At 36.1% G+C, this 14,677-nt stretch carries 9 protein-coding genes and 1 riboswitch; of the genes, 4 read left to right on the top strand and 5 right to left on the bottom strand.

Annotation, left to right across the window (positions count from 1 at the left end):
- Positions 1-14: 14 nt before the first annotated feature.
- Positions 15-926 (bottom strand): homoserine O-acetyltransferase MetA, encoded by a 912-nt coding sequence (gene metA / locus EPK97_RS13865; protein ID WP_162037214.1) that lies wholly within the window; start codon positions 924-926, stop codon positions 15-17.
- A 121-nt stretch (positions 927-1,047) separates the two neighbouring features.
- A riboswitch (SAM riboswitch) is annotated at positions 1,048-1,162 on the bottom strand.
- 178 nt (positions 1,163-1,340) lie between these two features.
- Between metA and mgtE the strand changes: the two genes are divergently transcribed.
- Positions 1,341-2,693 carry a magnesium transporter gene (gene mgtE, locus EPK97_RS13860; RefSeq protein ID WP_162037213.1) on the top strand — a complete coding sequence of 451 codons (1,353 nt, stop codon included), beginning with the start codon at positions 1,341-1,343 and terminating at the stop codon, positions 2,691-2,693.
- 14 nt (positions 2,694-2,707) lie between these two features.
- Here mgtE and EPK97_RS13855 read toward each other — a convergent pair whose 3' ends face one another.
- Positions 2,708-3,343, bottom strand: coding sequence for an HRDC domain-containing protein (locus EPK97_RS13855; RefSeq protein WP_162037212.1), 636 nt, complete (start codon positions 3,341-3,343; stop codon positions 2,708-2,710).
- Positions 3,344-3,612: 269 nt separating this feature from the next.
- On the opposite strand from EPK97_RS13855, the gene EPK97_RS13850 reads away from it, so the two are divergent.
- The 3 genes from EPK97_RS13850 (at position 3,613) to EPK97_RS13840 (ending at position 4,826) form a co-directional block, all read left to right on the top strand.
- Complete coding sequence (locus EPK97_RS13850; RefSeq protein WP_162037211.1) at positions 3,613-4,077, top strand: DUF2269 family protein; 465 nt, start codon at positions 3,613-3,615, stop codon at positions 4,075-4,077.
- A gap of 47 nt (positions 4,078-4,124) precedes the next feature.
- On the top strand, positions 4,125-4,427 hold the full coding sequence (locus EPK97_RS13845) for a DUF3055 domain-containing protein (protein ID WP_162037210.1): 303 nt from the start codon (positions 4,125-4,127) through the stop codon (positions 4,425-4,427).
- Between the two features lie 138 nt (positions 4,428-4,565).
- Positions 4,566-4,826 (top strand): hypothetical protein, encoded by a 261-nt coding sequence (locus tag EPK97_RS13840; protein WP_162037209.1) that lies wholly within the window; start codon positions 4,566-4,568, stop codon positions 4,824-4,826.
- A gap of 79 nt (positions 4,827-4,905) precedes the next feature.
- On the opposite strand, the gene EPK97_RS13835 is transcribed toward EPK97_RS13840, so the two are convergent.
- The 3 genes from EPK97_RS13835 to EPK97_RS21940 form a co-directional block, all read right to left on the bottom strand.
- Positions 4,906-5,805: a 5'-3' exonuclease gene (locus EPK97_RS13835; protein WP_162037208.1), complete on the bottom strand. Its 900-nt coding sequence runs from the start codon at positions 5,803-5,805 to the stop codon at positions 4,906-4,908.
- Positions 5,806-5,993: 188 nt separating this feature from the next.
- Positions 5,994-8,501, bottom strand: a complete 2,508-nt coding sequence (locus EPK97_RS13830) for a glycosyl hydrolase family 18 protein (RefSeq protein WP_162037207.1) — start codon at positions 8,499-8,501, stop codon at positions 5,994-5,996.
- 381 nt (positions 8,502-8,882) lie between these two features.
- The gene (locus EPK97_RS21940; RefSeq protein WP_162037206.1) at positions 8,883-14,366 is read right to left on the bottom strand and encodes a fibronectin type III domain-containing protein; all 5,484 of its coding nucleotides are present in this window, start codon (positions 14,364-14,366) and stop codon (positions 8,883-8,885) included.
- Positions 14,367-14,677 lie beyond the last annotated feature (311 nt).

Here is a 14,677-nt window from a genome sequence, read left to right as displayed (position 1 = left end):
TACTATGTCCTCCTTTAAATAACCCAGTCAAATGTTGTTTCTTGATATACATAATAGTTCAACCAATTGGAAAACAGCAAACTTCCATGCGCTCTCCAAGTATTATAAGGCTTATTAGTAGGGTCATCCATTGGGTAATAATTTTTAGGAACAGCACATTCCATTCCTTTATTTATGTCTCTGTCGTATTCCCATTTTAAAGTCTCTGCATCGTACTCAGCATGACCTGTAACAAAAATTTGTTTCCCATCTTTTGTTCCTACAATATATACCCCTGCCTCTTCTGACTCAGATAATATTTCCAGATTTTCATGTTTTTCAATGTCTTCTCTTCGTATTTCTGTATGTCTTGATTGTGGAGCATTAAATAATTCATCAAAACCTCTAAATAATTTCACATTTTTCACATTCAATTGATGTTGAAATACTCCGAATATTTTTTCGTTTAATAAATACTTCGGAATATCATAATGATGGAATAAACCTGCTTGTGAAGCCCAACAAATGTGTAGTGTTGAAGTAACTTGTGCTTTGGACCATTCCATAATATCCTTTAATTCTTCCCAATAATTCACATCTTCAAAGTCTAAAGTTTCAACAGGTGCCCCGGTAATAATCATCCCATCAAAACGCAAATGCCTAACTTCTTCAAACGTTTTATAAAATTGTTTTAAATGTTCTTGCGATGTGTTTTTACTTGCATGTGTTTTAGGATGAATCAAGGTAAATTCTACTTGTAAAGGGGTATTACTTAACAACCGCAAGATTTGTGTTTCTGTCGTTTCCTTCGTAGGCATTAAATTTAACATAATCACCTTCAATGGACGAATGTCCTGATGGAACGCTCTGGACTCATCCATTACGAATATATTCTCATTATTTAATATTTCTTTAGCAGGGAGATGATCTGGAATCTTAACGGGCATCTCAACTTCACTCCTTTATTTTGAAAGTATCAAATCACAAAACTCATCAGATTAGTAGAAAAAAACCTTTCTCAACTAATCACTGAGAAAGGTTTTTTATATCATTATACAATGATATCCTCTCTCATCTCCCAGAAGCTGCGCTTCTGCAAGAATTAGCACCGTGCAAAATTCATTGAAAATTGCCGGTTGCCGGGTTTCATCGGGCTAGTCCCTCCACCTGCTCTTGATAAGAGTTTCACGATTATTTAATTATTATTACTTTAATTGAAAAAAGAATTTGAGTCAAGAAGAAAAAAAATAAATATAATGTATTAAAATGTGTTAAATTTAATTTATTTAAAATTTTGTTTATGCTATTGTTCATTATGGGGCAATTTACAATATATATTGATGAATTTAGGTGATAACATAATGAAACATTCACAAATTGAAAATGTTCTCTTAACTGTAATTAAATACATTAAAGATTATAAAAAAGAAGAAGTTCAAGATTTATTTGATGAGCTACAACCTTATGATATTGCTGAACTGTACAAAGCTCTGCCAGTTAAACATAGATTGAAATTTATTTTATGTTTATCACCAAAACAACTAGCAGTATTAATACAAGAGCTGGAAAGTGACCTACAGTTAGATATTTTACATGCTTTAGGGATTGAAAAATCATCACAAGTTATGGATTTAATGGAAAACGATGATCTTGCAGATTTATTAAATCAATTATCAGACGAAAAAATGGAAGAGTTTTTGTCTTCGATGCAAAAAGAAGAATCCAAAACGGTTCAAAATTTGATGCAATACCCACCTGAAACTGCAGGTGGAATGATGACGAATCGTTATGTATGGATTCGCAGTTATTATTCTGTACGTGAAGCCATAGATAAAATAAAAGCATTTGCTCAAATTGCTGAAAATATTTACTACCTTTACGTATTAGATGAAGAAAAAAAGTTAGTTGGTGTTGTTTCATACAGAGATTTATTGCTAGCTGATATTCAAGACACGATAAAAGATATCATGTATAACCGAGTCATCTCTGTGCCTGTTACAATGGATCAGGAACATGTCGCTACGATCATTGAAAGGTATGACTTTATAGCGGTTCCTGTAGTGGACGAAGAACACAGGCTCGCGGGTATCATTACCGTTGATGATGTTATTGATGTAATGATAACAGAAGCCAATGAAGATATCCAAAAATTATCTGCAAGTAGTAAATCAATTGATTTTAATACAGGTGTACTATCAGCCTCACTTCGCCGCCTTCCGTGGTTAGTTCTTTTATTATTTGTTGGATTATTGTCAGGTGGAGTAATTTCAAATTTTGAAACAACATTAAAAAGTGTAGTTGCATTGACCTTTTTTATGCCTATGATTGCTGGTATGACTGGTAATACAGGTACGCAGTCTTTAGCCATTGCTGTTCGAGGTCTCGTAACTCAACACTTAGATAAAACATCATTTTTCAAATTGTTATTTCGAGAAATTGGTGTTGGTTTTATCATTGGTACTGTATGTGGACTACTAATTTCAGTAATCTCCTTTGTTTGGCAAGGAAATGCAGTGCTTAGTTTCGTCATTGGCGTTTCATTATTTTTAACATTGATTATTGGTACATTAGCAGGTACAATTATCCCACTAATTTTATATCAGTTTAAAGTAGACCCAGCAATCGCTTCTGGACCACTCATTACAACGTTAAATGATATTTTTTCATTGACAGTTTATTTCGGTCTAGCTACCCTATTCATAAGTTATTTCTAGAGAAGATATTAATCTTATTTCATCAGTTGATTTTTGTATAACCATTCATCAAAATGTTGAACATCAATTTGTTCTTCAACCCAATCAAGAGGAAAAGTGGTTGTTCGTTCAAATTGTTTAGTTAAATTTATAATTTCTTCACCATATTGTTCAACCTTTGTTGTTGCATATCCAGGGATTTGTAACAACTCTTCCTTTGTTTTTGGAATAAATGTGCTCAACATTTTTAATACTCGGTTAGAAGAAATAATATAAGGAGGTTTATTTAGTTTTTCAGATTCCTCCCTTCTCCATCTTCTCAACATCTCAAACAAGTCTGGGTTTGTCATCTGCTCACTATAATAAAACAAACTTTGTGTTCGCTTGTTTTTTGGAGATAAAGCCTTAGACTGGTTAAAATGATCAAAAAATAACGGAAGATAACCTTGCCCAATACATTGTTTAAATTCTAAACGTAATTGCAAAACAATTGCTTCAAAGTCTTTCTTTTCAATGTTCAAATCCTTTATAACCTCTCCATCTTCACTAATTACCTTCCAATTTAATTGCCAAGATGAATCTAATGCAAATAAATTTACTTGTGTAGTGCTTTTTTTGTTTTTTTCTGTTTCCTTCTTTAACGTATTCAAATAAATGAGTTCCTTTTTCATAATTTTTGCACTTCCTTAATTAATTTTGTTGTTCTTAACCCTTTTATACAAAAAAACACCTCTCTTACATATTCGTAAAAGAGGTGCTTCCTCATATTTTATTCTTTTTTTGTTAATAACATCTTACAAAATTCACCTGTTTTCATCAATAGGACTTAATTATTATTTATTTCAATTGAAATAAAGGGTCATTTTCTTTACTATTAAAACCATGTGGAAAATAATGATAATTCATTTTCTAAACAATGAAACCTTTGAAGGAGGATTATATGAAACTTTTAATATTAGTACATGTGTTATCGGCTGTAATAGGTGTTGGACCAATTTTTTTCATCCATATATTATTAAGAAAAAAACAATCTGTTGAAGATATACGTTTTTCTATGAAAATAGCAAAAAAATTACTGCTTTTCCCTAAGATTGGGGGGTTAACTGCAGTTTTAACTGGAGTCTTAATTATACTTTTAAATGATTATGGCTCCTTCTTTCAATTATGGTTAGTTGGTTCCTTAGTTTTATATATCATCGCTCAAGTTATTTTATTAGGTTTTATAGCCCCAAGAATGAAAAAAATAGCTTTATGGTTATTTGATCCAAAAAATAAAAGCGAAACGGATTTACCTTTAGAAATTATAACATTACGAAATCAAGTAAACTCATTGTTTTACATTAGTACTACACTGATATTATTCATTTTTGTATTAATGATACTTAAACCTTTTGTATTTGTATAATATGTTGTAATATAAAAGAACATATATACAGCAAAAGAGGTGATCCCATGTCTGATATTTCATTTGATTTTCTATCAGATAGCACTGAAGAAACATCAACACGTTTTGTTACATTTGTTGGGGAACAAAGCTTAAAGCGATATGATTTAGCTATTACAACAACAGGAAGGTTTTACGGAAAAAAAATAGTTGCAGATTTACAATCAGGTAAAACCGCAATTCTTGGTCCTGATGATTTAGAAGAAGAAGGTTATTTAGAGCATGTATATCAATTAAATGAAGAAGAAGGTATAGAACTACGTGCCTTTTTAGACCTTATCGTAGGTGTAGTTCATTTTTCTGACCTATAATCCAATTTATTTTATATAAGTTGGGTGGAAAATAAATCTATATTTTTTTATTTCCAAGTTAATATTTACGCATAGAACAAACCTCCCAGGGAAAAATAATGTGACAATACGATCACATCTTTCCTAGGAGGTTTTTTCATGAATAACAAACCATTTCAAAAAGAAAGAAAAAGAAAATTTACAGATCTAAAAACAGTAGAATCTCAGCGCAATGATTTAACCGCTGAAGAATTTCCAGAAGGGGCTTATGGTATGGATTTATTAAGTGAATCCTTAGGGAAAAGCTCTCCTTGGAGAGAAGACCAACGACCGGCTAACTCATTCACTTATGAAAATCGTGAATTACATGAGGGGCTTCCACGACAGGACCCACCTGGTCATGCCACTCATGACAAATAACCCACAAAAGTGAACAAAATTCGATGATGCATAGTCCGAATACTTTTGCGGGGTCCTAATCTAATAAAATCAATAATATTTAAACTGCGAACTTTCTAATTAGAGATTTAAATTCAAATTCCTTTAATTTATGAATAAGTTTCTCTTGATTAATCACATAAGTACAGTCATCTAAGTCGCATAGGAATTCAACATCAGTATGAATTGTTGCCAGTTCCTTTGATAAATAAATTAATTCTTTATTTTCTAACAATCTTTCTTGTAACTTACCTTTTACTTGAACTATGTTTTCAAACAATTGATCGATATTTTCAAACTCATCAATTAATTTGATTGCGGTTTTAGGACCTACTTTAGGACATCCGGGTATATTATCTGATGCGTCTCCCATTAAACCTTTCATTTCAATAATTTGATATGGATAAGATACACCTGTTTCTTCTTTAAAATTATCCATTCCAATTGTTAAGTAATTGCCAAATCCTTTTTTCATTAGTGTTACTTTCGTTTTTTCATTGATTAATTGTAAAGTATCTTTATCCCCTGTTAATACATTTACCTCTATCCCTTGAGCTGAGTAATGTTTGGCAATAGATCCGATCATGTCATCTGCTTCATAACCAACCTTCCCCATACAAGGAATTTCAAATGCTTCTACCAATTCCCAGAGCTTATCAAATTGTGGGATGAGTTCATCTGGTGGAGCACCTCGGTTTGCTTTATAATTTGAATACATTTCGTTACGAAATGTTTTTTCTCCCATATCAAAAGCACAGATCACATGGGTAGGTTCAAATCGCTCAATGGCATCAAGCATATATCTAGTAAACTGATATATACCATTCGTATAAAGACCTTGAGAGTTTTTCATATAGTTTCCAGTGACTGCTGTAGCGTAAAATCCTCTAAATAATAATGCAAAACTATCAATAATTAAAATAGAATTTTCTTGATCTTCTATATGATTATTTCCTGTCATTTTTTTCTCCTTTAATTTGTGGTAGATTTAATTATAAACTATTTCCACAATAAAAAGGTATTTCCTTTTGGAAAATTGAACAAGTAACATTTTATTCACATAAACAAAGCTCCTCCTCTATGGAAGAAGCTTTGTGAGTAGAACCATTGGAAAATTCAAATCTGACTGTTTTAGTAATTTATATAGTACTATTTTAAACCCCATAAAGCAGGAACATTTGGCGGCTCCCAACCTATTTGTGAGGTATGAGCTTGAATACAATAATAGGTGTTCCCATTATAGGTTACCTCATCATTTGCACTGTAATTAACCCCAGCTTCCCATGGCTCAGCACCCGATGGATCACCTTCATCTGTAGTGGCTTGAATGGACACCGCTTCTGACTCGTTCCCTGCTGAATCCTTTGCTGTCACACTAAAAGTATACGTTGTTTCAGCACTTAATCCATTGATGGTTGTCGTTGTATTTGTTACCTCTACACTACCTAAATCATATGTGATCGTGTATCCTGTTACACCCACATTATCTGTTGAAGCATCCCAAGCTAAACTTACACTGTTTGAACTTTTTCCTGTGATTTGGAGATTGCTTGGAATGCTTGGTGCTTCATTATCTACTTCGCCTCCCCCACCATCACAAGTACTAATATATTTCCACACACCCCATTCATCGCTTTGATCAGGAAATTCTCCTACTGTCCACCATTTAGACTCGTAAACCTTCCCATTGTAGGTTACTCTCATACCACCAGCATATTCTGTATTCTCATCCCAAGCTGGGTAAGGGCAACTGTTTGGTGATTCCGTTGTGACCTGTATCGACGTTTCATCTGATATGTTACCAGCTGCATCCTTTGCTGTAACTGTAAAAGTATACGTTGTATCCGCGGTTAATCCGTTAATACTTACGGAAGTTTCCGTTACTTCTACAGTGCCTAAATCATATGAAACAGTATAACCTGTTACCCCTTCATTATCTGTGGAAGCTGACCAGCTTAGGTCAACACTTGTAAAAGTTTTTGCAGTTACCTGTAGATTTGTAGGTATAGTTGGCGGAGTAGTATCGTTAGACTGCTCCGTTGTTTCTGTTATTGCATTACTTTGGACGGAGACATTACCTGCAGCATCTTTTGCTTTTACCGTAAAAGTATAAGATGTATTAGGAGCAAGACCGCTAATGGTTGCATTTAAACTACCTACATTTATTGACTGATTACCATAGGTTACAATGTATCCCGTTACTCCTACATTATCTGTTGAAGCATCCCAAACTAGACTTATACTACTTGATGTTTTACTTGTTACTCTAAGGTTACTTGGTACAGTAGGTGCTTCGTTATCAGGTACTCCACCACTATCTAAATCACTTGTTAACTTGTTTAATAATACCTTGTTCCGATCCCCACTAAACTCCCAGAACATGGCTCCACCTAGTCCATTTGATTTTATAAAATCTGTTTTATAACCGAAAGACTCCACATCATCATAGGTAATAAAGTTACCATTGGAAGCGTTATATAAGAAAGGCACTTTGGCCACGTCGTTCCAGTAACGAACATAACCATTTTTATTGATATAGTTGTCTTCTAAATCAGTATAGTCCCAAACCCCATTCTCCCAAGTTCCATCATTTGCAGCAGAACAGCTTTGATATTCTCCGTTATTATCTGATGAACAACTACTCCAGCCTCGCCCATAAAATGGTGTTCCTATTACGATTTTTTGTGCGGGTACTCCAGCATTTATATGACCTTGAACACCTGCTTCAATATTAAATTCAGCAGCGTTTGGCACATTTGAACTGGCTGCTGCTGGGTCAAAATACAATGGTGAGTTATGGGCACTAATAGTTTGCCATCCTCCATTAAAGTCATAAGTCATGATATTAATCCAATCTACAACATTTGCTATCTTATCAAGCTCTGTATTTTGAGCATAAGTTGGTCCTGCTCCTGAAGCGATGGTGAGGGAATAATATTTGCCATCTTCAGCTCCTGCAATATTTAGTTTTTCACGTACTTCTTGTAATAATAATGTATAGTTTTGTTTATCTTCTGGACGAGTACTATTCCCTGGTAAACCACCACTAACCGGATATTCCCAATCTAAATCGACACCATCAAATTGATACTTTCTTAGAAAATCCACTGCCGAATTAGCAAAATTCTCTCGAGTTATTTGACTAGCTGCAGCATCAGAAAAACGATTAGACCAAGTCCATCCACCAACAGAAATCATCGTTTTCAAATGAGGATTTTGCTCTTTTAATAGATTTAGCTGTTTGATGTTTCCTTTAATCGGTTCATCCCAAGTATCTCCAGGGTTACTTTTTTGAACATCAATCCATGGATCCCCTAACACGATAGAACCGTTCGGTACATCTATCGTTCCATTTTCATCCTGACAAGTCCAAGTAGTAGGATTAGGACCTGTTGGGTCAGGATTGCCATGTCTTCCATCCCAGCAAATATCAGCAAACGCATAGTTAATATGGGTTACCTTTGAAACGTCCATGTCCCAAACTTGATAGTCACGCCCATAGGCACCCCAAGAAGGATAATAACCCACAATTTTATAATTGGAGTTTGCCTCTACCTTTTCATAATTAAAAACATGGAATTGTAACAAAGAAAATAATAGTGAAATGATGAATAGCATAACAAATGATCTTTTAATAGACTTTCTTTTCAAAGTCATATTATCATTCCTCCTAGTATTAGTAATATAGAAAGTATAAAGTTTCTACGTAGAAGTCTACATATTTAATTATATAAACACATCTAAATTCATGGAAGGTCTAACATTATACGATGAGGGGTAACTTTCTCTAAAAATAATTTCACTTCATCAAGTAGAATAATAGTTTCAATCATTTTAAAGGATGAAATAATTATTCATTTGTATAGTGATCCTATTAGAATTGGGATATTAATATTGGATGGGTTGAGGAAATAGAAAGAGTGCCTTCTATTTAAAGACACTCTTTTCAGCCGTAAACTTTTAAATCATGTCAGTATTGGTATCATTTACATCATTTAATAATATTGAGATTTTGTTGCTACCTCTTGCATTATATTCTCATTTCAGCCCCCATAATGCAGGCACGTTTGGTGGCTCCCACCCTGCTAGAGAAGTATGAGATTGTATACACACGTACGTTTGACCACCATAGGTTACTTCGTCATTCACATTGTAACTGATACCCGCTTCCCAAGGTTGTGTTCCTGTTGAGGCATCTGTTGTTGCTTCTATATCTGTTCCTGATGAAACATTACCGGCCGCGTCTTTTGCTGTTACTGTAAATGTGTAAGATGTATTTGCTGATAGTCCACTGATGGTTGCACTTGTACCCGTTACATCCATACTTCCTGAACCATAACTTACGGTATATCCTGTCACTCCTACATTATCCGTTGAAGCACTCCAACTTAAGCTAATACTAGAGGTAGATTGACCCGTCACTTGTAAATTCGTTGGGGTACTTGGGGCAATCTCATCCGTTGGATCGGAAATATCGGTTGTTACTGTGATCGCATTACTTGAAGAGGATTCGTTTCCTGCTGCATCTTTTGCTGTTACCGTAAACGTGTAGGTTGTGTCTGCTGAAAGACCATTGATCGTCGTACTTGTGCTGGTCACATTCATACTTCCTGAACCGTAATTTACGGTATACCCGGTCACTCCTACATTATCTGTGGATGCATCCCATACCAAGCTAACACTATTCGATGTTTTACTTGTAGATTGAAGATTTCCAGGTATCGTCGGAGCCTGTGTATCTTGTTCTACTGTATCATCTAAGCTCCACAATGCGGGCACATATGGCGGTTGCCAGTTTGCTAGAGAGGTATGAGCTGTTATACAGACGTACGTTTGACCACCGTAGGTTACTAGATCGCCCACTTGGTAACTAACACCCACTTCCCAAGATTGTGCACCCATTGAGGCATCTGTAGTTGCTTGGATAGAAGTCCCTTGTGACATATTCCCTGCCGCATCTTTTGCTGTTACCGTAAACGTGTAGGTTGTGTCTGCAGATAATCCACTAATGGTCGTATTTGTGTCAGTGACATCCATACTTCCTGAACCGTAATCTACGGTATATCCTGTCACTCCTACATTATCTGTGGAGGCATTCCAGCTTAAACTAACACTTGAAGAAGACTTATCTGTCACTTGTAGGTTTGTTGGGGCTGTTGGCGTTTCGGTATCAGGTCCATCTGTGGTTACCGTTACCGCATTACTTGAAGAGGACACATTCCCTACCGCGTCTTTTGCTGTTACCGTGAATGTGTAAGATGTATTTTCTGAGAGTCCTGTAACTGTCGTACTTGTGTCAGTGACATCCATACTTCCTGAACCGTAATTTACGGTATATTCTGTCACTCCTACATTATCTGTGGAGGCATTCCATGCTAATGTAACACTTGTCGAGGTTATGTTTGTAGTCATTAAGTTGCTCGGAGTGCTTGGTGCTTCTGTATCTTCTTCAACTACAAAGCTATCCAAGTATGCTCGATGACTGCTTGAAAATTCAAAGTTGTTAAACTGATCCCAATTAATTGACCACGTCATTAATCCTCGCATTCCAGGAAAACCTTCTGGATTTTGAAGAGTGTACTGCCCACCAAAAGACTCACCTTTCATCAAATAATCTAAGGCTTTGTGCACTTCAGACACAGATGTAAAACCATTTCCAGCATTAACATTAGCCGGTAACCCGATAAGTACCTGATCTGGACGAAGTGCCAGGAAATAGTTATCTGTATTTCCCGCAACCGGAAATCCAGTTAGTACCATCTCTGCCATGGCCACATGAAAGTCAGCATTCCCCATGTTGTAATATACATTATCTAATCCTGGGATAGGACCTGAGTTGTAATGTTGAACTTGTAACCAATCTAAGATATCACGAAGTCCTTGAATAACAGGAAGGTAAACACCTGCACGGTCATCACTCCCTCCACTGCCACCATAAAATGTATATCCTAATTGTACGAAGAAAGTTTCTGGTGCCATCGTTATCATGAAAGAATCCCCGAAATAATCATGCAGCTCACGTACTGCCGATATCAAATTTGAAACAACAGGTGTTGTTGGATTGTTAATATCTGTATCACCTGGATCCAAATGTAGAGACTGACCCTCGAAGTCAATATCTAAACCATTAAATCCATAGGTAGAGATGATGTCTTTCATTGAACTAATAAAATTATCACGCGCTTGATCAGTTGCTAACTGTACCTGCCCGTTCGCTCCTCCAATCGAGATGATTATTTTCTTTCCCTGACTCTGTAAATAAGCAACGTCATCAATGAAGTCTGAATCGGTATAATTGTACGGTGTAAACCCTATCGTTCCATCTTGTGCACCATTTGTAGGTTCTGCAAAAGCTACATTAATGACATCAAAATCTGGTGAAATATCAGATAATCTTATAAACCCTGAACCGTTATCAAAGTTATGCCAATAACCAACTATTATTTTATCTCGAACAGAAGGAGTGTCTGTGGTTGATACCTGCAATTCATTACTTGACATGGATACATTTCCTACTACGTCTCTTGCTTTGACAGAAAACGTATAAGTGTTGTTTGGCATTAGACTACTAATTGTTGCAGTTGTTCCAATTACGTTTGCAGCCATAGAAGCACCATTATATATGTCGTAACCTGTTACCCCTACATTATCTGTAGAAGCATTCCATTCTAATGTAATACTTGTATCGGTAATGTTCGTAGCCATTAAATTACTTGGTATACTTGGTGCTTCTGCATCAATCATTTCCTCATCCGTTGTCACATTCACAGCATTACTTGGATCCGAAACATTCCCAGCCATGTCTTTTGCCATAACAGTGAAGGTATAAGAGGTGTCAGGTATTAACCCCTGAACTGTTGCATTCGTACTTGATACCGATTGTACCAGATCATTATTATTGATATAAATGTTATAACCTGCTATGCCAACATTATCCATAGATGCATCCCATGAAAGTGAGACGCTTTTATCTGTAACAGCCGTTACAGTTAGATTCATCGGTGATGTAGGTGCTTCTAAATCACCAGTATCTGTTTTCACAGATACAATATCACTTGTCATAGAAAAATTACCAGCCGCATCCTTTGCCTTCACTGTAAAAGTATACGTTTGATTTGGATTCAAATCCAAAATTGTTGCATTCGTGTCCGTTACCGTTGCTACAAGCTCCGAACCTTTTAGTACATCATACGCCGTGACCCCCATGTTATCACTAGAAGCACTCCAAGATAGAGAAACACTATTTTCTGATACATCTGTCACCACTAGATTTGTCGGTGGAGTAGGTGATTGGGTATCCGTCGGATCAATTTCTGTCCACAATGTCGGTACATTACCTGGTTGCCAGCCATCTAAAGAGGTATGATCCGATATACATTCGAATAATTTTCCATTGTAAGTAACCTTATCTCCGACAGTATAAATCGTGTTCACTTCCCATTCTGGAAAAACAGGGGCTGGGTCAGTTGTCACAATAACAGCATTACTTTCATCTGATAGTTTTCCAACCGCATCTTTTGCTTTTACGGTGAAGGTATAGGTCGTGTTATCTACCAATCCTGTAAATTCAATAGAGGTTTCAATTTCATTCACCTCAATGCTGTTTAGCCCATTTGAAATAACATAATGTGTTAATTCCACATCGTCTGTAGAAGATTCCCATGCAAGGTATACGCTATTTTGCGTTTTACCAGTGACTATTAGATTAGTAGGTATTGTAGGTGGTTCAAGGTCTTCTGGTCTCGGATTCGTTGTAACACTGATTGGATTGCTAAAAGTAGAAACATTACTATTTTCATCCTTTGCCTTTATCGTAAAAGTGTATGAAGTTTCTTCTATCAATCTTGTAATCTCAATATTTGTTCCAGTGACACTTCCTGCAAAAGTAGATCCGTTATATACATCATATCCTACAACACCTATGTTATCGGTAGCCGCATTCCATGAAAGAGTAATACTGTTATGAGTTTTAGATAACACGACAACATTTTCAGGTGCTGATGGTGCTTCATTATCTGCTTGTGATGGGATTGGTTTACCGTAAAGTTCTTCAGCGATCACATCCACCATTTTCGTCCCAGTACAATTGTATTTTGAACTCGTCCTACAATCTCCACTGAATTCCCAAAACATCGCACCTCCCAATCCTTGTTGCCGGACATATTCCGTCTTGTAACCGATGGATTCCTCATCATCGTAACTAATAAATACACCTAAATCTGCATTAAACAAATATGGAACCTTGGCGTAATCGTTCCAATAGCGGACATAGCCATTTTGATTCACAAAATCCGCTGCGATGTCTCCATAATCAAATACACCTGTAAAACCCCATTGCTGGCTATCCCATGTTCCTACTGGAACTCTTAAACCATCTGCACTTTCCGTACATTCCTGAAACAACCCATAGTTATCTGTATTGCAGTTTTTCCAGCTTCTAGCATATATCGGCATACCAAGCACCAATTTATCCATTGGGACACCATGTTGTTTATATAACTGAACACCATAATCGATATAAAATCCATATGTTGCTTCATTAGGATCATCGTAATAAGGATCGTTTGGATCAGGATAAAGAGGCGAGTTAAAAGATGTATTTGCCTCCCAACTACCGCCGTGGTAATCATAGGTCATGATGTTTATAAAATCTACGATGTTTGCTATTTTATCCAGTTCCGTGTTTTCTGCATATACGGGGTTTGCTCCAGAAGCAATCGTTAACAAATAATGTTGACCATCTTCTACCCCTGCTTCATCTAGTGCATCCCGAATATCCTGAAGAAGCAAAGTAAAGTTGGTTTTATCCTCAGGTCTAGCACTATTTCCTGGGATCGCCTCCACTACAGGGTACTCCCAATCTAGGTCTACACCATCAAACCCGTACTCACGTATAAAATCAACACTAGATTCAGCGAATCTTTGACGGGTAACCGGGTCTGCCGCCATATCAGAAAATCGATTTGACCATGTCCACCCTCCAACTGAAATCAATGTTTTTACATGGGGATATTTATCCTTTAAATCACGCATTTGTTTGAAATTTCCACATTTGGCTTCACTCATACATTCTTCAAACGTCACTCCGGTCATTTCTCCACCGTAGGTCGTTTGAACATCTGCCCATGGCTCGCCAAGTACGATGGATCCATCCGGAACGTTTCCACTTTGCAGAGGTACTCCAGAATCCGTACATGACCATGTTTGTTGATTCGGGTTCCCCGGATCTTGTGAGGGATTCCCATGAATACCACCCCAACAAATATCCGCAAATGCATAATTGATATGTGTAACTTTATTTCCATCAATATCTTCCATCCTATAATCTCGGTCATAAATGCCCCATGAAGGAAAATATCCGACAATGCGAAAAGTTTCATCTTCCTCTTGAATCAGTTGCTCATTTTCGAGGGCAACTACCTCAGTTTGTTGTATCACCTGAGAGGGTAGTAACATTATTATAATTAAGAAAATGATTCCATATTTTGATAGTCTAGTTTTTAGTCCTACATTTAGACTCATCAATATCTCACCTTTCTATTAATAATGATAGAAAAATAGTTTACATCGCTTACAATACTTTAACTTAATAGAGTGAATTTCTAATTTCTCTAGGACGCATACACCATATTAAGCACATCCTTGAGCCAATAATATAGGAGTGCCTTCAGTTATTGAAAAATCAGTTAACTGAAGGCACCCTGTGAAATAATAATTCTATTTTACAAAAGTTCCTATCGGAGCATCTAAAGAGGTGCCGAATACTTCATTAGTGGTAGCTTTTGTTGAAACATTGAATTTGTAAAACTTATAAATTCTTATGTTATAATAAA

Source organism: Chengkuizengella sediminis (assembly GCF_010078385.1).
In the GTDB taxonomy this organism is placed as follows: domain Bacteria; phylum Bacillota; class Bacilli; order Paenibacillales; family KCTC-33759; genus Chengkuizengella; species Chengkuizengella sediminis.
Note: the sequence above shows the minus strand (reverse complement) of the source record. Positions and strands in the feature narration are given on the sequence as shown.